The 24,784-nt window shown below is 66.9% G+C and carries 23 protein-coding genes and 1 tRNA gene; 16 read left to right on the forward strand and 8 right to left on the reverse strand.

The genetic code is table 11. The features are described from left to right. The first annotated feature begins 82 nt into the window (after positions 1-82). The 5 genes from FG99_RS20145 to FG99_RS20165 all read left to right on the forward strand — a co-directional run bounded on the left by FG99_RS20145 (position 83) and on the right by FG99_RS20165 (position 7,078). Positions 83-1,372 carry an HD-GYP domain-containing protein gene (locus FG99_RS20145; protein ID WP_009623191.1) on the forward strand — a complete coding sequence of 430 codons (1,290 nt, stop codon included), beginning with the start codon at positions 83-85 and terminating at the stop codon, positions 1,370-1,372. Between the two features lie 158 nt (positions 1,373-1,530). After that, entirely contained in the window at positions 1,531-2,016 is a 486-nt protein-coding gene (locus FG99_RS20150; protein ID WP_236695232.1) for a sigma-70 family RNA polymerase sigma factor, read from the forward strand. 31 nt (positions 2,017-2,047) lie between these two features. After that, positions 2,048-3,058: a FecR family protein gene (locus tag FG99_RS20155; protein WP_161796267.1), complete on the forward strand. Its 1,011-nt coding sequence runs from the start codon at positions 2,048-2,050 to the stop codon at positions 3,056-3,058. Positions 3,059-3,177: 119 nt separating this feature from the next. Then, positions 3,178-6,006: a secretin and TonB N-terminal domain-containing protein gene (locus FG99_RS20160; protein WP_009623194.1), complete on the forward strand. Its 2,829-nt coding sequence runs from the start codon at positions 3,178-3,180 to the stop codon at positions 6,004-6,006. A 79-nt stretch (positions 6,007-6,085) separates the two neighbouring features. After that, entirely contained in the window at positions 6,086-7,078 is a 993-nt protein-coding gene (locus FG99_RS20165; RefSeq protein ID WP_081884680.1) for a cytochrome-c peroxidase, read from the forward strand. A gap of 203 nt (positions 7,079-7,281) precedes the next feature. Here FG99_RS20165 and FG99_RS20170 read toward each other — a convergent pair. After that, a tRNA-Ser gene (locus FG99_RS20170) sits at positions 7,282-7,369 on the reverse strand. Positions 7,370-7,498: 129 nt separating this feature from the next. On the opposite strand from FG99_RS20170, the gene FG99_RS20175 reads away from it, so the two are divergent. From FG99_RS20175 to FG99_RS20205, 7 genes are all read left to right on the forward strand, one after another. After that, positions 7,499-8,164 (forward strand): Bax inhibitor-1/YccA family protein, encoded by a 666-nt coding sequence (locus FG99_RS20175; protein WP_009623200.1) that lies wholly within the window; start codon positions 7,499-7,501, stop codon positions 8,162-8,164. 115 nt (positions 8,165-8,279) lie between these two features. Beyond that, positions 8,280-8,672, forward strand: coding sequence for a sulfurtransferase complex subunit TusD (gene tusD, locus FG99_RS20180; RefSeq protein ID WP_043272057.1), 393 nt, complete (start codon positions 8,280-8,282; stop codon positions 8,670-8,672). After that, on the forward strand, positions 8,672-9,031 hold the full coding sequence (tusC, locus tag FG99_RS20185; protein ID WP_043272058.1) for a sulfurtransferase complex subunit TusC: 360 nt from the start codon (positions 8,672-8,674) through the stop codon (positions 9,029-9,031). The genes tusD and tusC overlap by 1 nt, the downstream gene beginning before the upstream one ends. Continuing rightward, positions 9,031-9,330, forward strand: coding sequence for a sulfurtransferase complex subunit TusB (tusB, locus tag FG99_RS20190; protein ID WP_043272059.1), 300 nt, complete (start codon positions 9,031-9,033; stop codon positions 9,328-9,330). Before tusC ends, tusB begins: the two co-directional genes overlap by 1 nt. Then, complete coding sequence (locus tag FG99_RS20195; protein WP_043272060.1) at positions 9,327-9,662, forward strand: TusE/DsrC/DsvC family sulfur relay protein; 336 nt, start codon at positions 9,327-9,329, stop codon at positions 9,660-9,662. The genes tusB and FG99_RS20195 overlap by 4 nt, the downstream gene beginning before the upstream one ends. After that, complete coding sequence (locus FG99_RS20200; protein ID WP_043272061.1) at positions 9,659-10,660, forward strand: glycosyl transferase family protein; 1,002 nt, start codon at positions 9,659-9,661, stop codon at positions 10,658-10,660. The genes FG99_RS20195 and FG99_RS20200 overlap by 4 nt, the downstream gene beginning before the upstream one ends. 83 nt (positions 10,661-10,743) lie before the next feature. Continuing rightward, on the forward strand, positions 10,744-11,745 hold the full coding sequence (locus FG99_RS20205) for a glutathione S-transferase family protein (protein ID WP_043272062.1): 1,002 nt from the start codon (positions 10,744-10,746) through the stop codon (positions 11,743-11,745). 221 nt (positions 11,746-11,966) lie between these two features. Here the strand turns inward: FG99_RS20205 and FG99_RS20210 are convergent, their stop codons facing one another. The 6 genes from FG99_RS20210 to ftsK are packed head-to-tail and all read right to left on the reverse strand — an operon-like array spanning position 11,967 to position 19,462. Beyond that, complete coding sequence (locus FG99_RS20210; protein ID WP_043272063.1) at positions 11,967-12,296, reverse strand: lysozyme inhibitor LprI family protein; 330 nt, start codon at positions 12,294-12,296, stop codon at positions 11,967-11,969. Between the two features lie 17 nt (positions 12,297-12,313). Continuing rightward, the gene (cysG, locus tag FG99_RS20215) at positions 12,314-13,699 is read right to left on the reverse strand and encodes a siroheme synthase CysG (RefSeq protein ID WP_043272064.1); all 1,386 of its coding nucleotides are present in this window, start codon (positions 13,697-13,699) and stop codon (positions 12,314-12,316) included. A gap of 1 nt (position 13,700) precedes the next feature. Continuing rightward, complete coding sequence (gene serS / locus FG99_RS20220) at positions 13,701-14,981, reverse strand: serine--tRNA ligase (RefSeq protein WP_043272065.1); 1,281 nt, start codon at positions 14,979-14,981, stop codon at positions 13,701-13,703. 42 nt (positions 14,982-15,023) lie between these two features. Beyond that, positions 15,024-16,349 (reverse strand): replication-associated recombination protein A, encoded by a 1,326-nt coding sequence (locus FG99_RS20225; protein ID WP_009623214.1) that lies wholly within the window; start codon positions 16,347-16,349, stop codon positions 15,024-15,026. Positions 16,350-16,387: 38 nt separating this feature from the next. Beyond that, positions 16,388-17,011 carry an outer membrane lipoprotein periplasmic chaperone LolA gene (gene lolA / locus FG99_RS20230; RefSeq protein WP_009623215.1) on the reverse strand — a complete coding sequence of 208 codons (624 nt, stop codon included), beginning with the start codon at positions 17,009-17,011 and terminating at the stop codon, positions 16,388-16,390. Between the two features lie 12 nt (positions 17,012-17,023). Then, the gene (gene ftsK / locus FG99_RS20235) at positions 17,024-19,462 is read right to left on the reverse strand and encodes a DNA translocase FtsK (RefSeq protein WP_009623226.1); all 2,439 of its coding nucleotides are present in this window, start codon (positions 19,460-19,462) and stop codon (positions 17,024-17,026) included. A gap of 193 nt (positions 19,463-19,655) precedes the next feature. On the opposite strand from ftsK, the gene trxB reads away from it, so the two are divergent. From trxB to infA, 4 genes are all read left to right on the forward strand, one after another. Then, positions 19,656-20,609 carry a thioredoxin-disulfide reductase gene (gene trxB, locus FG99_RS20240; RefSeq protein WP_043272066.1) on the forward strand — a complete coding sequence of 318 codons (954 nt, stop codon included), beginning with the start codon at positions 19,656-19,658 and terminating at the stop codon, positions 20,607-20,609. Positions 20,610-20,646: 37 nt separating this feature from the next. Then, complete coding sequence (gene aat / locus FG99_RS20245; protein ID WP_043272067.1) at positions 20,647-21,351, forward strand: leucyl/phenylalanyl-tRNA--protein transferase; 705 nt, start codon at positions 20,647-20,649, stop codon at positions 21,349-21,351. Positions 21,352-21,382: 31 nt separating this feature from the next. Further along, positions 21,383-22,090 carry an arginyltransferase gene (locus FG99_RS20250; RefSeq protein WP_043272068.1) on the forward strand — a complete coding sequence of 236 codons (708 nt, stop codon included), beginning with the start codon at positions 21,383-21,385 and terminating at the stop codon, positions 22,088-22,090. Between the two features lie 101 nt (positions 22,091-22,191). Next, positions 22,192-22,410, forward strand: coding sequence for a translation initiation factor IF-1 (gene infA / locus FG99_RS20255; protein WP_002553999.1), 219 nt, complete (start codon positions 22,192-22,194; stop codon positions 22,408-22,410). A gap of 88 nt (positions 22,411-22,498) precedes the next feature. Here the strand turns inward: infA and clpA are convergent, their stop codons facing one another. Continuing rightward, on the reverse strand, positions 22,499-24,772 hold the full coding sequence (gene clpA, locus FG99_RS20260; protein ID WP_043272069.1) for an ATP-dependent Clp protease ATP-binding subunit ClpA: 2,274 nt from the start codon (positions 24,770-24,772) through the stop codon (positions 22,499-22,501). Positions 24,773-24,784 lie beyond the last annotated feature (12 nt).

The following is a 24,784-nucleotide window of genomic DNA, read 5'->3' on the forward strand; positions in this document are numbered from 1 at the left end:
CGGGCTCCGCCCTTGTCGCAAGAATCAGAAAAAATCCTTGAAGCGCCCCGCATAAACAGAAAACAAGAAAACCATTCCACTGATGCAGATCAATGAAACCGATAAAAATGATGTCATATTGACATTATTCGTAAAGAAAACTGCACAGAAAAAACAACGATTGCGTGGCAAAGACAGGGTAAGGATCGATGTTTGTGAACTGACCGTCGGAATGTATGTGCTGGAGCTCGACGAGTCCTGGGAGAACACCCCGTTTCTGTTCCGTGGCTTCCAGATCAGGACTCTCAAGGAACTGGAACGGATCAGGCAGGTAGCCAAGCATGCCTGGGTCGAGGCCCGGTCCCTGCCCGACGGCATCCCCGGGGACACCCGCGCGGAGCTTGTGCCACTCATTGGCAAGGTGGATTTCCGGCAGGAGATAGAGCAGGCGCAGCAGACCTGGGGCGAAGCGCTGGAGGTTGCCCGGGGCCTGCTGGACGCGGTGCGTCTCGGCCAGGCGCTGGACATCCCCGGGGTCAAGCGCACCATCGAAGGGTGCGTCGAGAGCATCCTGCGCAACCCCGCGGCAATGCTCTGGCTCACCCAGATCAGGAACAAGGACGACTACACCGCCGAGCACTCGCTGAGGACGGCCATCTATGCGATTTCCCTGGGCCGCCGGCTCGACATGCTGCCACGGGAGCTGGTCGATATCGGCATGTACGGCATGCTCCACGACCTCGGGAAGATCAAGGTTCCACTACCGATACTCACCAAGAACGGCCGGCTGTCGGCGGACGAATACCTGATCATGCAGACCCATGCCGACAGCGGCCGCAAGCTGCTCATGAGCACCAGCGACGTCCCGCCGGCGGCCGTCGATGCCGCCTACTGCCACCATGAGCGCCTGGACGGCAGCGGCTATCCCCGGGGCCTGCGGCACGACAAGATCCCACAAGTGGCGAAGCTGGTGGCGATAGTCGACGCCTATGACGCCATCACCAGCGACAGAGTCTACAGCAAGGGACGCTCCAGCCTGGAAGCGCTGCGGATAATATTCGATGCAGCCGGCACGCACTTCGACGAGGAGATGGTCGCGCACTTCGTCAAGCTCATCGGCATCTACCCGCCGGGCGAGATCGCCGAGCTGAGCAATGGCGAAGTCGGCATCATCATCGGCTGCCCGCCCGGCAACAAGCTCAAACCCAAGCTGCTGAGAGTGCTGGACGCCGACAAGCAACCCTGCCGGGAACGGGTCATCGACCTGGCCACGAACCCGAAGGACGACCAGGGAAAACCCTATTACCTCTACCTGGTCCACCCCAGCGGCGCCTTCGGCATCGACATCGAGCACTACCGCAGAAAGGGGCTGCTCGTTCCCGAGAATCTTTAGCCGAGGCCAGGTGCCGGCCTGTCGATCGCGCCCCGGCCTATCTGGCGCTTGCCGCCGTTTACTGAGATGATAATGATTCCCATATTCGATTAAGCCTCCTCCCCCGCGACCTCAGACTCCCCGGCACCGTGACAGACCCAGGCCAACACAAGCTGCAGTTGTTCCTTACCCACCGTACCGCGCTGGTCACCTACGCCACGCCCATTGTCGGTTGCAGGGCACACGCCGAAGACGTCGTCCAGGAAGCCTGGCTGCGCTTCGCCAGCGCCGAACTGAGCGTCGCCCAGCTGCATCAGCCCAGCGCCTACCTGTACCGCATCGTGCGCAACCTAGCGCTGGACTTCGTGCGTCGTCCGCTGCATGGGGAACGGCAGGCGGCGGACGACGACTTCTTCGACTTCCTCAGCGACCCGCGTCCCTCGCCGGAGCAGATCGCCCTGCAGCGCGAGGAGCTGCAGCGCGTGCACCGCGCGCTCGACGAACTGCCCGAGCGCACGCGGCGCGTCTTCGAGCTGTACCGCCTGGAGGGGCTGACCCTGCAGGCCATCGCCGACCAGCTGGAGCTTTCCGTGGGGATGGTCCACAACCTGGTGCGCCAGGCCCTTGGCCACTGCGCGCGGAGCCTGACCGACGATGGACAATGAAGCCTGGCGCCGCGGGCGCAAGCGCCCGACAATGTCCCCCTCCGCCCCCATGGATGAGCAGGACCGCGTGAGCGAGACCGACGAGCGAGACACACCCCTGGACGACGATCCGGTCTGGCAGCAGGCCATGGACTGGCTGATGCGCCTGCGCGACGCGCCGGATTCGATGGAACTGCGCCGGGCCTGCCGCGCCTGGGCCGAGGCCGACCCGCGCCACGCCCAGGCGCTGCGCCAGGTCGGGCGGGCCTGGCAGCTCAGCGGCATGGCTGCCGGAAGCGCGCAGACGCCGAGGCCAGCGCCCGAGGCCGCGCCTGCGGCTCCACGGCCTCGACAGCGTAGGCGCTGGCCACTGGCGCTGGCCGCCTCGCTGCTGCTGGGCGTGCTTGCCTGGGCCCTGCAGCCGGACGATCCCGACCGCTTCAGCGCCCGCGCCAACCGCGAGCTGCGCCTGCCCGACGGCAGCCAGGTCTCCCTGGCCGCCGGCAGCCACCTGGAACTGGCGTTCAGCAGCGACCGACGGCAGGTCCGCCTGGTGCAGGGAGAGGCCTTCTTCGACGTCGCCCACGACGCCGCGCGGCCCTTCAGCGTCGAGGCCGGCGATGGCGAGGTGACGGTGACCGGCACCGCCTTCGACGTCCGCGCCGAGGGCAAAGCCTGGGAAGTGGCGGTGGCGCGCGGCTCGGTACGCGTCCAGCCGCCGCTGGACCTGCCGCCGCGCCAGCTGGGCCCCGGTGGCCGGCTGCGGGTCGAACTTCCGGGTGGGCAGGCGCGCCAGGAAAAGGTTCCCGCCGAACAGATCGGCGCCTGGCGCCAAGGCCAGTTGCTGGCCAACGACACGCCCCTGCCCGACCTGCTGGCGCAACTGCGGCGCAATTACCCGGGGGTGCTGCTGGTGGACGAAAAGGCCTTCGCCGGCAAGCGCGTCACCGGTATCTACGACCTGCGCGACCCACGCCGCGCGCTGCAGGCCATGGTCCGGCCATTCGGTGGCGAAGTCGGTGGCTGGGGCCCGTTGTGGCTGTCGGTAAATCCTAGGAGATAAGAAATTTCATGCGGCGATTGAAAAAATCGCCGTAGGTTACGTCATTGAGCGCTGAACACGACTGAGAGTCGTTATCAACTGCAACTGGCGCCTCGCGCGCCTTTCGGAGACAGCGCTCCATGAATCTCAACGGGAAGTCCGTAGCCCGCGGCTGCGGCCGTTTCTACCTGCCCCTGCGCCGACTCGGCGGCATCGGCCTGCTCTGCCTCACCCCGCTCGCTCCCCTGCCCGCCTGGGCCGCTACCCCGCCCCAGGACGACGAGGCGCCGCTGGAGCACAAGCGGCACTTCGAGATTCCCGCACAATCCCTGGCTTCCGCCCTGCTCATCTTCGGCCAGCAGAGCGGCCTGCAGGTCAGCGCCGACAGCGAGCTGCTGGAAGGCCTGCGCAGCCCGGCGGTTGCCGGGCGGATGAGCGCCTGGGACGCGCTCGACCGATTGCTGCAGGGCAGCGGCCTGCACTGGCGCTACGGCGAGCCCAACCTGGTCTCGCTATTCCGCGTCGACCTGAGCAACGCCGTCTCCGCCGGCGACATGTGGGTGCGTGCCCCGCGGATCCGGAACTTCCAGGGCGAGATGGACTTCGACCGCGAGATCATCGAGCGCATGCCGGCCGGCAACGGCGACATCACCAGCCTGCTGAAGATGAACCCCAACGTACAGTTCGACGACGCCCAGCTCAGCAGCAAGACGCCCGGGGAGATCGACCCGGCCAACGTCAGCATCAACGGCGCCAAGTACTGGCAGAACCTGTTCCTGGTCGACGGCGTGGGTATGAACAACGACCTCGACCCGGCAGCGGACGCCAGCAGCGCCGTCTCCATGACCGACGTGCCCGGGCGCAGCCAGGGCCTGGCCCTGGACACCGACCTGCTGGACGAGGTCAAGGTGCTCGACAGCAACGTCCCGGCCTCCTATGGCGGCTTCAATGGCGGGGTGATCGAGGCCAACACGCGGCAGCCGAGCCGCGAGCTGCACGGCAAGGTTTCTGCGCAGGTGAGCCGTTCGCAGTGGACGCGCTACCACATCGACGAACGCGACCAGCAGAACTTCGAGGACTCCACCAGCTACGCCAACCAGCCAGAGTTCGACAAGCTGGTGCTGCGCAGCACCCTCGAAGGCCACGTGACCGACGACTTCGGGCTGCTGCTCAACTATTCCTCCAAGCGTTCCACCATTCCACTGAAGGGCTACAACGCGAACACCTACGATGCCCCGGCCGAGGGCATGGACAAGGACCAGACCCGGCGCATCGACAACTACTACCTCAAGGGCGTCTGGCAAGCCCGCGAGGACCTGAGCTTCGAGGGGGCGCTGACCTATGCCCCGCAGGACAACCGCTACTTCATCGTCAACGGACGCGACTCCATGCTGGACATCAAGTCCGGCGGCTACCAGGCCAACCTGCGGGCGATCTGGGACGCCTCCCTGGCCGAGGTCACCCAGACCATCGCCTGGTCGCGCATGGACAACTCCCGCGACAGCGAGAAGGACTACTTCAAGGGCTGGCGCTGGTCGCCGGAGAAGAACTGGGGCGCCCCCGGCGCCAGCAGCGCCACGGTGCTCAGCTCCGAGGGCAACTACGGCGACATCGAGCAGCGCCAGACCACCTGGAGCTACAAGCTCAACGCCGACTGGCATCCCTGGCAGGTGCTGGGCAGCCAGCACAAGGTGCAGACCGGCCTGGAGCTGACCCGGCAGAACGCCTACTACGACCGCCTGGAGGAGTTCCGGTACGGCTCGCTGCTCAAGGCCACCAGCACCTGCAGCGAAAGCGACTGGTGCTCGCTGAGCCCGACGCCCTACTTCGCCGGCAAGGGCCAGGCCTTCACTCAGCTGAACGTCTACGAGGCCGGCAAGATCGAGTTCGACACCACTGCCTGGGCGCTCTACGCCCAGGACGAGATCGCCATCGGCCGCCTCACCCTGCGCCCCGGCCTGCGCCTGGATGGCGACGACTACATGGACAAGAAGACCCTGGCCCCGCGCTTCGCCGCCGAATACGACCTGTTCGGCGATGGCCGCACGCGCTTCACCGGCGGCGCCAACCGCTACTACGGGCGCAACATGTTCGCCTATCGCCTGTACGACGGCCGCAGCGCCCTGCAGTACAAGCTGACTCGGGCCAGCGGCGGCGCCGACTGGGGCTCGCCGGTGCGCACCCTGAACAACACGCGCTTCAACCAACTGGACATCCCCTACGACGACGAGTGGACCCTGGGCATCAGCCAGATGCTCTGGAGCACCGAGTTCGCGCTGAAGTACGTGCACCGCGACGGCCACGACCAGATCATCCGCACCCAGGGCCGCTACCTCGGGCAGCCGGCCAGCGACGACCTGAGCACCAGCTACTACACCTACACCAACGGCGGCAGCAGCGAGAGCGACATCCTCAGCCTGACCGTCACCCCGCAGCGCCGCTTCGAGCTCGCCGGCACCAGCAGCCTGCTGCAACTGGCCCTGGACTGGACCGACGTGACCAGCTCCAACGTCGACTACGCCACCGCCGTCAGCGAAACCGACCTCGCCGACCCGATCATCCAGTACGACGGCAAGTTCATGCGCTACTCCGAACGCCCGGCGGACAACTTCAACCGGCCCTGGACCGCGCGCCTGACCACCATCACCGAAATCCCCCGGGCCAACCTCACCTGGAGCAACTTCCTGCGCTACCGCGCCGGCTACCGGCAGATTCTCGATACCGGCAAGGAGGTGGACTACCAGGGCACGCCGGTGGAAGTGTGGGAGGAAGAAGACCAGTCCGCCGCCCTCACCTGGGACCTGCGCCTGGCCTGGGAGCAGCCCACCGCCAAGGACCAGGCGCTGTTCGTCAACCTCGACGTGTTCAACGTGCTCGACAGGGTTTCCGTCAGCAGCGTGAACAGCAGCGGCGTCCCCACCTACGAGGTCGGCCGGCAGTTCTGGGTGGAGGTGGGTTATCGCTTCTAGGACGCTGCTGGCCGCCGGGCTGCTGCTGGCCGGGCTGGCCCGGGCCGACGACTGCGCAACGCGCCTGGACGCGCAGCCGGTGGACTACGCCTGCCTGCGCCAGGTCTACAGCCAGCCTTCGGCGAATTGGCCGGCCCCGGACATCAGCCCGGGGCTGGCCTGGCGCGAACTGGCGCCGCTGTCCGCGCCCCCGGCGCTGGACGAGCGCCAGGTCGAACTGGGCCGGCAGCTGTTCTTCGAGCCGCTGCTGTCGCGCTCCGGACAGATCGCCTGCGCCTCCTGCCACGAGCCGGACCTGGCCTTCGCCGACGGCCGCCGCGTGTCCTTCGGCCACGACCGCCAGGCCGGAACCCGCAACGCCCCCAGCGTAGCCATGGCCAGCCACTTCACCAACCTGTTCTGGGACGGCCGCGCCGGCAGCCTGGAGCAGCAGGCGCTGATGCCCATCGTCGATCCCACCGAGATGGCCTTCGCCCTCGACCCGCTGCTCCAGCGCCTGCGCACGCACCGCGACTATCCACGGGCCTTCGCCGAGGCCTTCGGCAGCACGCCGATCGACGCGGCTCAACTGGGCCGGGCACTGGCCACCTACCAGCGCAGCCTCGCGCCCCGGCGCAACGCCCTCGACCGCTTCCTGCTGGGCGACGGCAAGGCCCTGAGCGATACCCAGCTGCACGGCCTACACCTGTTCCGCGGCAAGGCCCGCTGCCTGAACTGCCACCAGGGCGAAGCCTTGAGCGACGACCGCTTCCACAACCTCGGCCTGACCTATTACGGCCGCCGCTACGAGGATCTCGGCCGTTACAGGGTGACCGGCCGCGCCGAGGACGTCGGCGCCTTCCGCACGCCCTCGCTGCGCCAGGTCGCGCGCACCGGGCCCTGGATGCACAACGGCCTGTTCGGGGACCTGCGCGGCATCCTCAACATGTACAACGCCGGGATGTTCCACCCGCTGCCGACGGCGCAGCAGAAAGATGACCCGCTGTTTCCGAAGACTTCGCCGCTGCTCGAACCATTGCGGCTGAGTGCGCAGGAGTTGCAGGCCTTACTGGACTTTCTCCAGACACTGTAGGAAACAAGGCTTAGGCGTCATGTGGGATGTCAGCCCAATCCTCCACGCGGGCACCCAGTGTGGTGATCGAACAAACCAAGTGGCGCTGCGATACGGAAGTGGCGTTAAGCATGCGGAAATGATCCGGCAGCATAATCCCCTGCATTCGGAACCGGCCAGAAACGCAAAAGCCCCGCAGTGCGGGGCTTTCAGCTTGGGCAAGATGGCGGAAGCGCAGAGATTCGAACTCTGGGGGCTGTTACACCCGGCGGTTTTCAAGACCGCTGCCTTAAACCACTCGGCCACACTTCCTTTCGGGGGCGCATAGTACCGGATCGCAACACACTGTCAAACTCTGATCCTACGTCTGACAGGCGGCTTTGATATCATCACTGCAACTATGGTCACGGAATCCCATTCCGCTTACAGGAGTGTCTAGCCATGCAAGAACGGCAATATCTCAACCCCGCCGCGGCGGAACAACGGGAAGTCAGCGGAGTCCTGCGCAACACCTACGGCCTGCTGGCCATGACCCTGGCCTTCAGCGGCCTGGTCGCCTACGTCTCGCAACAACTGCACCTGCCCCACCCGGGCCTGCTGCTGACCCTGGTCGGCTTCTACGGCCTGTTCTTCGCCACCCTCAAGCTGCGCGACAGCGGCTGGGGGCTGGTCACCACCTTCGCCCTCACCGGCTTCATGGGCTACACCCTCGGCCCGATCCTGAACCTGTACCTGGGCATGGCCAACGGCGCCAGCATCATTTCCTCGGCGTTCTTCATGACCGCCCTGGTGTTCTTCGGCCTGTCCGCCTACGTGCTGACCACCCGCAAGGACATGAGCTTCCTGTCCGGCTTCATCACCGCCGGCTTCTTCGTCCTGCTGGGCGCCATGCTGGTCTCGCTGTTCTTCCAGATCAGCGGCCTGCAACTGGCGATCAGCGCCGGCTTCGTGCTGTTCTCCTCGGCGGCCATCCTGTTCCAGACCAGCGCCATCATCCACGGTGGCGAGCGCAACTACATCATGGCCACCATCAGCCTGTACGTGTCGATCTACAACATGTTCCTCAGCCTGCTGCAGATCTTCGGCATCATGGGCAGCGACGACTGACGCTTCCCGGCAACACCGGAAAAGCCCGCCTTGGCGGGCTTTTTCCTTTTCCGGCGCAGCAAAATCCCCGCGCTGGCCTTATCATCGCGCTGTAATCCGCCGACCGGCCCATGCCATGAAATTCGCCATCGCCCTCTTCGCCCCGCCCCACTCGCCCGCCGCCCGACGCGCCCTGCGCTTCGCCGAGGCGGCGCTCGCCGGCGGCCACGAGATCGTCCGCCTGTTCTTCTACCAGGACGGCGTGCACAGCGCTTCGAGCAACCCGGTGAGCGGCCAGGACGAACTGGATGTGGCAGCGGCCTGGACGCGTTTCGTCGGCGAGCACCGCCTCGATGCCGTGGTGTGCATCGCCGCCGCCCTGCGCCGCGGCGTGCTCAACGCCGAGGAAGCCGCCCGCTACCAGCGCCCGGCGGCCAACCTGCAGGCGCCCTGGGAGCTGTCCGGCCTCGGCCAGTTGCATGAAGCGACGCAGATGGCGGACCGCCTGGTCTGCTTCGGAGGCGACTGATGGCCAAGTCCCTGCTGATCGTCAGCCGCCAGGCCCCCTGGAGCGGCCCCGGCGCCCGCGAGGCGCTGGACATCGCCCTGGCCGGCGGCGCCTTCGACCTGCCCATCGCCTTCCTTTTCCTCGATGACGGGGTGTTCCAGTTGGCTCCGGGCCAGGCTCCCGCCAACCTCGAACAGAAGGATTTGCAGGCCAACCTGCAGGCACTGCCGCTGTTCGGCGTCGAAAGGCTCTACGCCGCCGAGCGCAGCCTCGCCGAGCGCGGCCTGGCCGATGCCAGTCTGAGCCTGCCGGTGGAGGTGCTGGACGACCTCGCATTGCGCCAGCTGACCCAGCAATACGACCAGGTGATCACCCTCTGATGAGCACGCTGCATCTGCTTTCCCATTCCCCGTTCGGCGACGGCCGCTTCGACAGCTGCCTGCAACTGCTGTGCCACGACGACGGCCTGCTGCTCAGCGGCGATGCCGTCTACGCCCTCGCCGCCGGCAGCGCCCCGCGCCAACGCCTGGAGTGTCTGCCCAACGCCTGCTACGCCCTCGCCGAGGACTTGCAGGCGCGCGGCCTGCAGGAACACCTGCCGGCCAACCTGAAGGCCGTGGACTACCCCGCCTTCGTCGAACTCTGCACCCGCTACGACAAGGTCAACGCCTGGCTATGACTACCCTCATGGTGGAAGGGCGCGCCATCGCCCTGGACAAGGACGGCTACCTGCAATACCTGGACGACTGGTCGGTAGCCGCCGCCGAAGCCCTGGCCCGCCAGGAAGGCCTGCACCTCACGCCGGAACACTGGGAAATCCTCCACCTGCTGCGCGAGTTCTATGCGCAGTTCCAGCTGTCGCCGGCCAACCGCCCGCTGATCAAGTACGTGGCCCAGCGCCTGGGCGCGGAAAAGGGTAGCAGCCTGCACCTCAACCTCCTGTTCAAAGGCACCCCGGCCAAGCTTGCCGCCAAGCTCGCCGGCCTGCCGAAGCCGACCAATTGCCTATGACCGCCACGCCTCTCGTCCTGCAGACACCCGCCGAACACCCTTTCGCGCAGTTCGTGCGCATCCTCGGTAAGGGCAAGCGCGGCGCGCGCAGCCTGACCCGCGAGGAAGCCCGCGAGGCCCTGGGCATGATCCTCGACGGCCAGGTCGAAGAAGCGCAGCTGGGTGCCTTCCTGATGCTGCTGCGGCACAAGGAGGAAAGCGCCGATGAGCTGGCCGGCTTCACCGAGGCCGTGCGCGCGCGCCTGGACGCGCCGCGGATCGCCGTCGACCTCGACTGGCCCAGCTATGCCGGCAAGAAGCGCCACCTGCCCTGGTACCTGCTCGCCGCCAAGTGCCTGGCCGGCAGCGGCACGCGCATCCTCCTGCACGGCGGCGGCGCGCACACCGCCGGGCGCCTGTACACCGAGCAGTTGCTGCAGACGCTGGACATTCCGCTGTGCCGCGACTGGAACGCCGTGGGCGAAGCGCTCGACCGGGGCGGCCTGGCCTTCGCCCCGCTGGTGGACTGGATGCCGGCGCTGCAGCGGATGATCGACCTGCGCAACACCCTCGGCCTGCGCTCGCCCATTCATTCCCTGGTGCGCCTGCTCAACCCGCTGGGCGCGCACTGCATCCTGCAGAGCATCTTCCACCCCGGCTACCAGGAAACCCACCGCGAAGGCAGCCGCCTGCTCGGCGACCGCGCCATCGTGATCAAGGGCGAAGGCGGCGAGATCGAGATCAACCCGGACAGCCCGGCGCACCTCTATGGCACCGAGTCGGGCGCCAGCTGGGACGAGGAATGGCCGGCCCTCTCGGCGCTGCGCCACGTCAAGCCGGAGCGCCTGGAGCCGCAGGTACTGGCCGAGTTCTGGCGCGGCGAGCGGGAAGACGCCTACGGCGAACTGGCAGTGATCGCCACCATCGCCCTGGGCCTGCGCGGGCTGGGCCGCGACCGCGAGGCGGCCTTCGCCGAGGCCCGGCAACGCTGGGCCGCTCGGGACAGATCGATCGGGTAGATAGCTTCTACCCTGTTTTTGCAGCGATCCATCGATAGCAAGGGCGTAGACTGATCCCCATACCCTTTCCTGAGGAGCCAGTCATGGGACAGCTCATCGATGGCCGCTGGCAAGACCAGTGGTACGACACCAGCAAGGATGGCCGTTTCCAGCGCGAGAACGCGCAACGCCGCAACTGGGTCACCGCCGACGGCCAGCCCGGCCCCAGCGGCGAAGGCGGCTTCCGCGCCGAGGCCGGGCGCTACCACCTGTACGTCTCCCTCGCCTGCCCCTGGGCACACCGCACGCTGATCTACCGCCAGCTCAAGGGCCTGGCCGGGCTGATCGACGTTTCGGTGGTCAGTTGGCTGATGCGGGAGAACGGCTGGACCTTCGACCGCAGCCTGGGCTCCACCGGCGATGCCCTGGATGGGTTGCAGTTCCTGCACCAGCGCTACACCCGCGACGATCCGCACTACACCGGCCGCGTCACCGTGCCGGTGCTGTGGGACAAGCAGCGCAAGCGCATCGTCAGCAACGAGTCGGCGGAAATCATCCGCATGTTCAACTCGGCCTTCGACGGCCTGACCGGCAACGATCTGGACCTCTACCCCACCTCGTTGCAGGGCGAGATCGACGCGCTGAACGAACGCATCTACCCGGCGGTGAACAACGGCGTATACCGCGCCGGCTTCGCCACCAGCCAGGAAGCCTACGAAGAGGCGTTCGTCACGCTGTTCGAGGAACTGGACTGCCTGGAGAAGCGCCTGGGCGAACGGCGCTACCTGACCGGCGAATACCTGAGCGAAGCCGATATCCGCCTGTTCACCACGCTGATCCGCTTCGATGCCGTGTACCACGGGCACTTCAAGTGCAACCTGCGGCGCCTGGCCGACTACCCGAACCTGTCCGGCTGGCTGCGCGAGCTGTACCAGTTGCCGGGGGTGGCTGGCACGGTGAACTTCCAGCACATCAAGAATCACTATTACGGCAGCCACCGCACCATCAACCCAACCGGCATAGTGCCGCTGGGGCCGCAGCAGGATTTCAGCGGGCCGCACGGGCGCGAACATCTGCCGGGCAAGGGGATTGCGCGCAAGGGCTGAGACCCGGGTTATTCGTAGGATCGAGGGGGACGCCTAGTCCTTGCTCGCGAAGGGGTTTGCCGGGGAAGTAGGTGCTGGGTTTAGAGCACCCTCTCCCCAACCCTCTCCCTGAAGGGAGAGGGGGCTGTCCTGAGTGGACAGTGAGTTCGGAGTCATCCTGAAAGCCCTCTCTATCCCTGCCCTTCCCGCGAGCACGGAAATGTAGGGCTATAACCGGAGGCTCAGAGCGGCTTGTCGATGCCGTCGTAGATCTTCTGCAGGGCGTCCAGGCGTTCCTGGTAGCGCTGCTTCAGGCAGGCCTTGTCGCGGCCGCAGGCGCGGCGCTGGTCCAGCCAGGCGAGTTGGGCGTCGCCCATGTTGCCGCGCATGCCCATGGCGAACAGGCCGCTGAGCAGGCGGTAGGTGGTGGCCATCTGCACGTCCAGTTCGGACAGCTGGCGATCGGCGCATATGGCTTTTTCGTCGGCGTGACGAGCCTTCTTGCAGTCAAAGCTGGCGGCGCCGGCCGGCAAGGCGGCGGCAGCCAGGACGCAGACCGCGCCCCAGGCCATCGCCGCATGCCAAGCCTTCATTGCTGACCTTCGAACCAGGCGAGCTTGTCGCGCAGGGTGACCACCTCGCCGACGATCACCAGCGTCGGCGCGTGCACTTCATGCTCGGCGACCAGTTTCGGCAGGTTGGCCAGGGTGCCGGTGAACACCCGCTGATGTTCGGTGGTGCCCTGCTGGATCAGCGCGGCGGGTGTATCGGCGGCGCGGCCGTGGCGCACCAGCTCCTCGCAGATCACCGGCAGGCCCACCAGGCCCATGTAGAACACCAGGGTCTGGCCCGGCGCCACCAGGTCGTTCCATGGCAGGTCGGTGCTGCCATCCTTCAGGTGGCCGGTGACGAAGCGCACCGACTGCGCGTAGTCGCGGTGGGTCAGCGGAATGCCAGCGTAGGCTGCGCAGCCGCTGGCCGCGGTGATGCCCGGCACCACCTGGAAGGGAATGCCGTTGGCCGCCAGTTCGTCGATCTCTTCGCCGCCACGGCCGAAGATGAACGGATCGCCGCCCTTCAGGCGCAGCACGCGCTTGCCCTGTTTGGCCAGCTCGACCAGTTTGCGGTTGATCTCGTCCTGCGGCACGGCATGGTCGGCGCGGCGCTTGCCGACGTACAGGCGGTCGGCGTCGCGGCGGCACAGTTCGAGGATGGCCGGGGCTACCAGGCGGTCGTAGAGCACCACGTCGGCCTGCTGCATCAGGCGCAGGGCGCGGAAGGTCAGCAGGTCCGGGTCGCCCGGGCCGGCGCCGACCAGGTAGACCTCGCCGCGGGCCTCGGCCTGGCCGTTTTCCAGCTTGTCGGCCAACAGGCGCTCGGCTTCCGCCGGCTGGCCGGCGAGCATGCGTTCGGCCACCGGGCCCTGGAACACTTCCTCCCAGAACTGGCGGCGCTGCTGCAGGTCCGGCAGGCGCTGCTTGACCGCTTCGCGGAAGCGGCTGGCCAGCCCGGCCAGTTGGCCGTAGGTGGCGGGAATCCAGGTTTCCAGCCTGGCCCGCAGCAGGCGCGCCAGCACCGGCGCGTCGCCGCCGCTGGAGACCGCCAGCAGCAGCGGCGAGCGGTCGACGATGGCGGGGAAGATCACGCTGCACAGCGCCGGCGCGTCCACCACGTTGACCGGCACGCCGCGGGCGTGGGCATCGCGGGACACCTGGGCGTTCAGCGGCTCGTCGTCGGTAGCGGCGATGACCAGCACGCAGTCGCCGAGATCAGCCTCGGCGTAGCGGCGTTCCAGCAGTTCGCCACCGCCCTGCTCCACCAGTTCGCGCAGTTCGCTGTGGACCTGCGGCGCGACCACCCGCAGCACGGCGCCGGCACTGTCGAGCAGGCGCGCCTTGCGCAGGGCGACTTCACCGCCGCCGACCAGGAGTGCGCGACGCCCGCGCAGGACGTGGAACAGCGGCAGCGCATCCATCTCAGCCGATCACCTCGATGCCGCCCATGTAGGGCTTGAGCACCTCGGGCACGCGGATGCTGCCGTCGGCCTGCTGGTAGTTCTCCAGCACGGCGACCAGAGTGCGGCCCACCGCCAGGCCGGAGCCGTTGAGGGTGTGCAGCAGTTCCGGCTTGCCGGTTTCCGGGTTGCGGAAGCGCGCCTGCATGCGGCGGGCCTGGAAGTCGCCGCAGTTGGAGCAGGAGGAAATCTCGCGGTACTTGTCCTGGCTCGGCACCCAGACTTCCAGGTCGTAGGTCTTGGCCGCGCTGAAGCCCATGTCGCCGGTGCACAGGGCCAGCACTCGGTACGGCAGTTCCAGGGCCTGCAGCACCTTCTCGGCATTGCCGACCAGGCTTTCCAGGGCTTCCCAGGACTTCGTCGGCTCGACGATCTGCACCATCTCGACCTTGTCGAACTGGTGCTGGCGGATCATCCCGCGGGTGTCGCGGCCCGAGGCGCCGGCTTCGCTGCGGAAGCACGGGGTGTGGGCGACGAACTTCAGCGGCAGCTCCTTGGCGTCGAGGATCTGCCCGGCAACGATGTTGGTCAGCGAGACTTCGGCGGTGGGGATCAGGTACAGGTCGGCTTCGCCGTCGCGGCCGATCTTGAACAGGTCTTCCTCGAACTTCGGCAGCTGGCCGGTGCCCTGCAGCGCCGGCGCCTGCACCAGGTACGGGGTGTAGGCTTCCTCGTAGCCGTGCTCGCGGGTGTGCAGGTCGATCATGAACTGCGCCAGGGCGCGGTGCAGTCGGGCGATCGGGCCGCGCATCAGGGCGAAGCGGGCGCCGGACAGCCGCGCGGCGGTCTCGAAGTCCAGCCAGCCGTGCCGCTCGCCGAGGGCGACGTGGTCCTGGATGGGGAAGTCGAAGCTGCGCGGGGTGCCCCAGCGGCGCACTTCCAGGTTGTCTTCTTCGTCCGCGCCAACCGGCACCGACTCATGGGGCAGGTTGGGGATGGTCAGCAGCAGGGCGTCCAGCTCGGCCTGAATGCCATCCAGCTCGCGCTTGCCGGCTTCCAGTTCGTCGGCCATGCGGTTGACCTCGGCCTTGAGCGGCTCGACGTCCTCGCCACGCTTCATGGCCTGGCCGATCGCCTTGGAGCGCGCGTTGCGCTCGGCCTGCAGGGTTTCGGTGCGGGTCTGCACGGCCTTGCGCTGGTTCTCCAGCGCTTCGATGCGCGCCACGTCCAGGGTGAAGCCGCGGGCGGCGAGGCGGTCGGCCACTTCCTGCGGCTGGGTGCGTACCAGTTTGGAATCGAGCATGGTCTGTTCTCGTGTCTAGTGTCGGCGACGTGCGGGCGCCGCTCAGGATTTTCTGCGTTTTCTCGGGCTGGCCCGGTCCAGGGCCGCCAGGTGCTTGAGCTTCTCGCCGATCTTCAGTTCCAGGCCGCGGGGCACGGGCTGGTAATACTGGCGCGGTTCGAGCTGTTCGGGGAAGTAGTCTTCCCCGGCGGCATAGGCGTCGGGCTCGTCATGGGCATAACGATACTCCTCGCCGTAGCCGAGGTTCTTCATCAGTTTGGTCGGCGCGTTGCGCAGGTGCAGCGGCACTTCCAGCGAGCCGTTCTCGGCCACGTCGCGGCGCGCCGTGTTGTAGGCGTTGTAGACGGCGTTGCTCTTCGGCGCGCAGGCCAGGTAGACGATGGCCTGGGCGATGGCCAGCTCGCCTTCGGGGCTGCCCAGGCGCTCCTGCACGTCCCAGGCGTGCAGGCACAGGGTCAGCGCGCGGGGGTCGGCGTTGCCGATGTCCTCGCTGGCCATGCGCACCACGCGGCGGGCGATGTAGAGCGGGTCGCAGCCGCCGTCGAGCATGCGTGCGTACCAGTAGAGCGCGCCATCGGGGCTGGAGCCGCGCACCGACTTGTGCAGCGCGCTGATCTGGTCGTAGAAGGCCTCGCCGCCCTTGTCGAAGCGCCGGCGGCTGTCGCCCAGCAGGTTCTGCAGCAGTTCGGCGCTGATCTCGCCGCCGTCCTCGGCCAGGTCGGAGGCGTTCTCCAGCAGGTTGAGCAGGCGCCGGCCGTCGCCGTCGGCGGCGGCCATGAGGATGGCGAAGCTCTCCTCCGGCAGGCTCAGGTGGCGCTTGCCCAGGCCCTTGTCCTCGCTCAGGGCGCGCTGCACCAGCTTGCGCAGGGCGGCTTCGTCCAGGCTTTTCAGCACGTAGACGCGGGCCCGCGAGAGCAGCGCGTTGTTCAGCTCGAACGAGGGGTTCTCGGTGGTGGCGCCGATGAAGATCAGGGTGCCGTCTTCGACGTAGGGCAGGAAGGCGTCCTGCTGGCTCTTGTTGAAGCGGTGCACCTCGTCGACGAAGAGGATGGTGCGGCGGCCGTACTGCGCGGCCTGCTGCTTGGCCATCTCCACCGACTGGCGGATTTCCTTCACCCCCGAGAGCACCGCGGAGATGGTCTCGAAGTGGGCGTCGGAAACCTGCGCCAGCAGCTTGGCCAGGGTGGTCTTGCCCACGCCCGGCGGGCCCCAGAAGATCATCGAGTGCAGCGCGCCCTGCTCCAGGGCCTCGCGCAGCGGCTTGCCGCGGGCGAGCAGGTGCTCCTGGCCGACGTATTCGTCCAGGCTGGTGGCGCGCAGGCGCGCGGCCAGGGGCTGGGCTACGGGTTCGGAACGGAACAGGTCCACGCTGCTACCTCATGGGCGCCGCGCCAGGCGGCGGCCCTTCACTCCTGGATGACGTCGACGCCCTTGGGCGCCTCGAACACGAACTGCTTGGCGTCCACCGGCTGGTTCATCTTCACGTCGAAGAACAGGATGTTGGTGCGCTGGCCGACGCTGTCGATCAGTTGCATGTCGTTGACCACCCCGTTGCGGAAGGAAATCCGCAGGTTGTCGAACAGGGTGTCCTTGTCCTTCGGCTTGAGGATGAAATCGACCACGTTGCCGCCGTCCTTGCTGGTGATGTCGAAGCTCTCGTGGATCTTCGAGATGTCGCCGGAGAGCAGCAGCGCCGGGGTCTGGGTCAGGCGCTGGTCGAGCTTCTGGATGGTCACCTGCTGCAGGTCCGGGTCGTACAGCCAGATCTTCTCGCCGTTGGAGATCAGCAGTTGCTCCTGGGGCGCGTCGGTGTGCCAGCGGAACAGCCCCGGGCGCTTGAGCGCCAGGTTGCCGGCGGTCTCCTGCAGGCGGGTGCCACTGCCGTCCAGGGTCAACTGGGAGAAGCGCGCGCTCAGGGTCTGGGCCTTGCTCAGCATGGCGCTCAGGCGCTGGGTGGCGGCGTCGTCGGCGTGGGCCTGGACGCCGGCAACGGCCAGCGCAGCAAGCACGAGCATGCGGATCAGTCGCATGGAAATCCTCGATCAGTCGCGGATGGGAGCCGGCGCGACCACTTCGCGCGAGCCGTTGGTATTCATCGGGGTGACCACACCGGCCATTTCCATCGCCTCGATCATGCGCGCGGCGCGGTTGTAGCCGATCTTCAGCTTGCGCTGCACCGCGGAGATGGAGGCGCGGCGGCTCTCGGTGACGAAGCGCACGGCCTCGTCGTACAGCGGGTCGTCCTCGCTGCCCTCGCCGCCTTCGCCACCACCGCCGCCGCCACCGTCGAAGCCGCCGCCACCGCCTTCATCGGCGCCGGCGAGGATGTCCTCGATGTAGTCGGGCGCGCCGCGCAGCTTCCAGGCCTCGACCACGCGGTGCACTTCCTCGTCGGAGACGAAAGCGCCATGCACGCGGATCGGCAGGCCGGTGCCCGGCGGCAGGTAGAGCATGTCGCCGTGGCCGAGCAGCTGTTCGGCGCCGCCCTGGTCGAGGATGGTCCGCGAGTCGATCTTGCTCGACACCTGGAAGGCGATACGCGTGGGGATGTTGGCCTTGATCAGGCCGGTGATCACGTCCACCGACGGGCGCTGGGTGGCGAGAATCAGGTGGATGCCCGCGGCCCGCGCCTTCTGCGCGATACGGGCGATCAGTTCCTCGACCTTCTTGCCGACGATCATCATCATGTCGGCGAATTCGTCGACCACCACGACGATGGTCGGCAGCGTCTGCAGCAGCGGCGCCTCGTCTTCCATGCTCTCGCGGCGGTACAGCGGGTCGGTCAGCGGCGTGCCGGCTTCCTCGGCATCCTTCACCTTGCGGTTGAAGCCGGCCAGGTTGCGCACGCCCATGGCGGCCATCAGCTTGTAGCGCCGCTCCATCTCGGCGACGCTCCAGCGCAGGGCGTTGGCCGCCTCCTTCATGTCGGTGACCACCGGGCAGAGCAGGTGCGGGATGCCTTCGTAGATCGACAGTTCGAGCATCTTCGGGTCGATCATGATCAGCCGCGCGTCCTGGGGCGTGGACTTGAACAGGATCGACAGGAGCATGGCGTTCACCCCCACCGACTTACCCGAGCCGGTGGTACCGGCCACCAGCAGGTGCGGCATGCGCGCCAGGTCGGTGATGACCGGATTGCCGCCGATGTCATGGCCCAGGGCCAGCGGCACGGTGGACTTGTGCTCGTCGTATTCCGGCGACATCAGCACTTCGGAGAAGCGCACCATCTGCCGGTCTTCGTTGGGGATCTCGATGCCCACGGTGGTCTTGCCGGGGATCACCTCGACCACCCGCACGCTGATCACCGCCAGCGAGCGCGCCAGGTCCTTGGCCAGGTTGGAGATGCGGCTGACCTTGACGCCGGCCGCCGGCTGGATCTCGAAGCGGGTGATCACCGGGCCCGGATGGACCGACTCGACCACCACCTCGACGCCGAATTCCTTGAGCTTGATCTCCAGCAGGCGCGACATGGCCTCCAGGGATTCCGGGGAGTAGCTGCGCTTCTTCTCGCCGGCCGGGTCGAGGATCGACAGCGGCGGCAGAGTGCCCTCGACAGCGGTATCGACGAATAGCGGCGCCTGTTTTTCCTTGAGCACGCGCTTGCTGGGCTCGACCGGTTTGGGCGGCGGCGGCGCGTCGATCTTCGGCGCCGTGCGCTTCTCGCGCTCCTGCACGCTCTTGACCAGGGCTTCCTCGCGCTCGATCAGGCGCTCCTTGACCTTGGCCTGCTCGCGGCGGTCCGGCACCACGGGCGCGGCCACCTCGGCGACGCGCTCGTCCACCTCGCGCAGCTGGGCGACCAGTTGCTTGCGCTCGCTGCGCGCGCTCAACCAGCGGTTGAAGGCGTTCTGGATCAGTTCGAAGAGGTCGAGGGTGATCTTCCCGGTGACGTCCATCACCTGGAACCAGGACAGGTCGGCGAACACCGTCAGGCCGAACAGGAACAGGGCGATGAACAGCAGGGTGCTGCCCTGCACGTTGAGGGCGTTCAGCGCCAGCTGGCCGAGGCTTTCGCCCACGGCGCCGCCGGCGGAGGCCGGCAGGTGGCCGCCGCCGATGTGGAAATGGATGTAGGCCAGCGCCGAGCCGGAGAGGATCAGGAACACCAGGCCGATCAGCCGCCAGGAGAACAGCCAGCCGCTGAACTCCCAGGCCATGTGGCGCTTGCGGAAGATCTGCCAGGTCTTGACCCCCAGCAGCAACGGGAACAGGTAGGCGAAGTACCCCAGCGCGACGAAGAGGATGTCGGCGCTCAGGGCCCCCAGGCGACCAGCGGCATTCTGCACCTGCTCGACGTGGCTGGAATGGCTCCAGCCCGGATCGGACGAATCGTAGGTGAGCAGCGCCATCCACAGGTAAAGGCAGAGCGCGCCGAGCGCGATCAGGGCCCCTTCCTTCAGGCGAATGTGCAATTGCTGACGCCAGGCTGCGGCGTGGCTAGCGGTGGTCGAGTCCTTCAAAACGCGTCTATTCCTGCGCACTGGGCGCGTCCGAGAGTCATCTGGCGACAAAACGGGCCTATTGTACGGCTTTGGCCGCTCGATGCCACAGGGCCCGCCGCGGCGCCTTTTGCCGCCTTTTCCAGGTTCGGTGTAGCATAGCCCACCAAGGTTTCACGGCTGCTCAATTGGAGCATGCATTCTCTTACGTGACAAAGGCTTATGGAGTCTTTTTATGAGTGAAGTCAAGCATTCGCGCCTGATCGTCCTGGGCTCCGGCCCGGCGGGTTACACCGCTGCCGTGTACGCCGCGCGGGCCAACCTCAAGCCTGTTGTCATCACCGGCATCCAGCCCGGCGGCCAGCTCACCACCACCACCGAGGTCGACAACTGGCCGGGCGACGTCGAGGGCCTGACCGGTCCCGCCCTGATGGAGCGCATGGAGCAGCACGCCAAGCGTTTCGATACCGAGATCGTCTACGACCACATCCACACCGCCGAGTTGCAGAGCAAGCCGTTCATCCTCAAGGGTGACAGCGGCACCTACAGCTGCGACGCGCTGATCATCGCCACCGGTGCCTCCGCGCAATACCTGGGCATGAGCTCGGAAGAGGCCTTCATGGGCAAGGGCGTTTCCGCCTGCGCCACCTGCGACGGTTTCTTCTACCGCAACCAGGTGGTCTGCGTGGTCGGCGGCGGCAACACCGCGGTCGAGGAAGCGCTGTACCTGGCCAACATCGCCAAGGAAGTGCACCTGATCCACCGCCGCGACAAGCTGCGCTCGGAGAAGATTCTCCAGGACAAGCTGTTCGAGAAGGCCAAAAACGGCAACGTGCGCCTGCACTGGAACACCACCCTGGACGAGGTCCTGGGCGACGACATGGGCGTAATCGGCGTGCGCCTGAAGGACGTGAACAGCGGAGAGACCCGCCAGCTGGACCTGGCTGGCGTGTTCATCGCCATCGGCCACAAGCCCAATACCGAACTGTTCACCGGCCAGCTGGAAATGCGTGACGGCTACCTGGTGGTCAAGGGTGGCGGCGAAGGCAATGCCACCGCCACCAGCATCCCCGGCGTGTTCGCCGCTGGCGACGTGGCCGACCACGTCTACCGCCAGGCTATCACCTCGGCCGGCGCCGGCTGCATGGCCGCGCTGGACGCCGAGAAATACCTCGACGACAGCCACTGACAGGCCCGGGGAGGGCCCCGCCCTCCCCTACCCCGCCATGCTCAGTTGGCTTTCCCGCAGCAATTTCGACTTCCCGCCCCTCGAACAGGCCCTGCACGAGCCCAACGGCCTGCTCGCGGCCGGCGGCGACCTCGACCCGCGCCGCCTGGTGGCCGCCTACCGCCACGGCTGCTTCCCCTGGTACCAGGACGACCAGCCGATCCTCTGGTGGTCGCCGGACCCGCGCACCGTGCTCTTCCCCGACGAACTGCACGTTTCCCGCAGCCTGGCCAAGTGCCTGCGCCAGGGCCGCTACCGGGTGACCTTCGATACCGCCTTCGACCAGGTCATCGCCGCCTGCGCTGCGCCGCGCGACTACGCAGACGGCACCTGGATCACCCAGCCGATGCAGGACGCCTACCGCCAGCTGCACCGCATGGGCATCGCCCACTCGGTGGAAAGCTGGGACGGCGACGAACTGGTCGGCGGCCTCTACGGCCTGGCCATGGGTCGGCTGTTCTTCGGCGAGTCCATGTTCAGCCGCGCCGACAACGCCTCCAAGGTGGCATTCGTCACCCTGGTGCAACATCTGCGCGCCGCCGGGTTCGTATTGATCGACTGCCAGATGCCCACCCAGCACCTGCACAGCTTCGGCGCCCGCGCCATCAGCCGTGCCGATTTCGCCAGCCACCTGCGCCGTCATCTCGACGAAACGCCGCTCTGCGACTGGCGTTCGCAAGCGGACTCGCGCGGACTGGCATAAACTTGCCAGAGGGTTATCGCGGGGGTTGACCATGACCGAACTGGCCCGACTGAAGTTCTACGCGACGCAGCCGCATCCATGCAGCTATCTGCCCGAGGAGCAGGCCACCACCCTGTTCCTCGATCCCAGCCAGCCCATGGACGCGCAGCTGTACGCTTCGTTGTCGGAAGTCGGTTTCCGCCGCAGCGGCGAGCACCTCTATCGCCCGCACTGCCAGCACTGCACCGCCTGCATCCCGGCGCGCATCCCCGCCGCGGGCTTCCAGCCCAACCGCCAGCAGAAGCGCATCATCAAGCGCAACGCCGACCTCAAGGTGCTCAAGCGCCGCCCGGCCTTCACCGAGGAGTACTACGCGCTGTACATGCGCTACATCGAGCAGCGCCACGCCGACGGCGACATGTACCCGCCCAGCCGCGACCAGTTCAGCACCTTCCTGGTGCGCGACCTGCCGTTCAGCTGCTTCTACGAGTTCCGCCTGCAGGGCCGCCTGCTCGCCGTGGCGGTCACCGACGTGCTGCCCAACGGCCTGTCGGCGGTCTACACCTTCTACGACCCCGACGAGGAACGCCGCAGCCTGGGACGCTACGCCATCCTCTGGCAGATCGCCGAGACCGAACGCCTGGGCCTGTACGCGGTGTACCTGGGCTACTGGATCAAGAACTGCCGGAAGATGAACTACAAGACCCAGTACCGGCCGATCGAACTCTTCGTCAACCAGCGCTGGGTAGCCCTCAGCTGAAGCCGGCACGCCACTTCTGGCGTATGACGCGGATTTCAGGCACAATACTCGCCTTTTTTCAGGCCACCCAGGCCATTCATAGACACCGAGGGCTCTACTGCATGTCGAAAGAAGACAGCTTCGAAATGGAAGGCACTGTCGTCGACACCCTGCCCAACACCATGTTCCGCGTGGAGTTGGAGAACGGGCACGTCGTTACCGCGCACATCTCCGGTAAGATGCGCAAGAATTACATCCGCATCCTCACCGGCGACAAGGTTCGCGTCGAACTGACGCCCTACGACCTGAGCAAGGGTCGCATCACCTACCGCGCCCGTTGAGCGCAAGGTGAATCCGGGCCTCGGCCCGGACGAATAGCAAAACGCCCGGCATTGCCGGGCGTTTGCATTTGGGCCGCAAGGCCGACCGTCAGGCCGGCTCCGCGGTGACCACCTCGTACTCGAAGACCAGTTCGCCGTCCTTCAGGTCGATGTGCGCCACGCCGCCGTGCTCGGCCAGTTCGCCGAACAGGATCTGCTCGGCCAGGGGCCGCTTGATCTTGTCCTGAATCAGCCGCGCCATCGGGCGCGCGCCCATCTGCGGGTCGTAGCCCTTCTCCGCCAGCCAGTTGCGCGCCACATCGCTGACCTCCAGCTGGACGCGCTTGTCCTCCAGCTGCGCCTGCAGCTCGGTGAGGAACTTGTCGACCACGCTCTTGATCGTCTCGTGGCTGAGCCGGCCGAACTGGATGATGGTGTCCAGGCGGTTGCGGAACTCCGGCGTGAAGCTCTTCTTGATCACTTCCATGGCATCGCTGGCGTGGTCCTGCTGGCTGAAGCCGATGGAGGCCCGCGCCGCGGTTTCCGCGCCGGCGTTGGTGGTCATGATGACGATGACGTTGCGGAAGTCCGCCTTGCGCCCGTTGTTGTCGGTCAGGGTGCCGTGGTCCATCACCTGCAACAGCAGGTTGAAGACTTCCGGGTGGGCCTTCTCGATCTCGTCCAGCAGCAGCACGCAGTGCGGCGTCTTGGTGATGGCCTCGGTGAGCAGGCCGCCCTGGTCGAAGCCGACGTAGCCCGGAGGGGCGCCGATCAGCCGCGACACGGTATGCCGCTCCATGTACTCGGACATGTCGAAGCGCACCAGCTCCACGCCCATCGCCTTGGCCAACTGGCGGGCGACCTCGGTCTTGCCCACCCCGGTGGGGCCGGCGAAGAGGAAGGAGCCGACCGGCTTGTCCGGCGACTTCAGGCCCGCGCGGGACAGCTTGATGGCGGTGGACAGCGACTCGATGGCCGCATCCTGGCCGAACACCGTCAGCTTGAGGTCGCGCTCGAGGTTGCGCAGCAGCTCCTTGTCCGAGCTGGTGACGTGCTTCGGCGGAATCCGCGCGATCTTCGCCACTATGTCCTCGACCTGGGCCACCTCGATGCGCTTCACGCGCTTCTCTTCCGGCTGCAGGCGCTGGTAGGCGCCGGCTTCGTCGATGACGTCGATGGCCTTGTCCGGCATGTGCCGGTCGTTGATGTAGCGCGCGGCCAGTTCGGCGGCGGCGCGCAGGGCCTCGTCGCTGTACTCGATGTGGTGGTGCTGCTCGAAGCGCGGCTTCAGGCCCTTGAGGATGCCCACGGTGTCTTCCACCGACGGCTCGGTGACGTCGACCTTCTGGAAGCGCCGCGCCAGGGCGCGATCCTTCTCGAAGATGCCGCGGAATTCCTGGAAGGTGGTCGAGCCGATGCAGCGGATTTCCCCGGAGGACAGCAGCGGCTTGAGCAGGTTGGACGCATCCATCACCCCGCCGGACGCCGCGCCGGCGCCGATGATGGTGTGGATTTCGTCGATGAACAGCACCGCGTGCGGGCGCTTGCGCAGCTCGTTGAGCAGCGCCTTGAAGCGCTTCTCGAAGTCGCCGCGGTACTTGGTGCCGGCCAGCAGCGCGCCCAGGTCCAGGGAGTAGACCACGCTGTCGGCCAGCAGGTCCGGCACCTGGCCGTCGACGATGCGCTTGGCCAGGCCTTCGGCGATGGCGGTCTTGCCGACGCCGGCCTCGCCCACCAGCAGCGGGTTGTTCTTGCGCCGCCGGGCGAGGATCTGCGCCACGCGCTCCACCTCGGCCTCGCGCCCGACCAGCGGGTCGATGCGGCCCTGGCGCGCCAGGTCGTTGAGGTTGCTGGCGTAGGCGTCCAGCGGGTGGCTGGAGGTGGAGGACTCGCCGCCCTCCTCGTCCTGCATTTCCTGGTCGCTTTCCGGGTGCTCGGCATGGCCCGGCACCTTGGAGATGCCGTGGGCGATGTAGTTCACCACATCTATACGGGCCACGCTCTGCTGCTTGAGCAGGAACACCGCCTGGCTCTCCTGCTCGCTGAAGATCGCCACCAGCACGTTGGCACCGGTCACTTCGCGCTTGCCCGAGCTCTGCACGTGGAACACGGCGCGCTGCAGCACGCGCTGGAAGCCCAGGGTCGGCTGGGTCTCGCGGTCCTCGTCGTGCTGCGGGATCAGCGGCGTGGTGGAATCGATGAATTCCTGCAGATCACGACGCAGCTTGTCCAGGTTCGCCCCGCAGGCACGCAGCACTGTGGCCGCCGCCTCGTTGTCCAGGAGCGCCAGCAGCAGGTGCTCGACGGTCATGAACTCATGCCGTTTTGCCCGCGCTTCCTTGAAGGCGAGATTGAGGGTGACTTCGAGCTCTCGATTCAACATGGCTTCACCTCG

Origin of the sequence: Pseudomonas sp. AAC (assembly GCF_000725445.1) — a bacterium.
GTDB classification, from domain to species: domain Bacteria; phylum Pseudomonadota; class Gammaproteobacteria; order Pseudomonadales; family Pseudomonadaceae; genus Pseudomonas; species Pseudomonas citronellolis.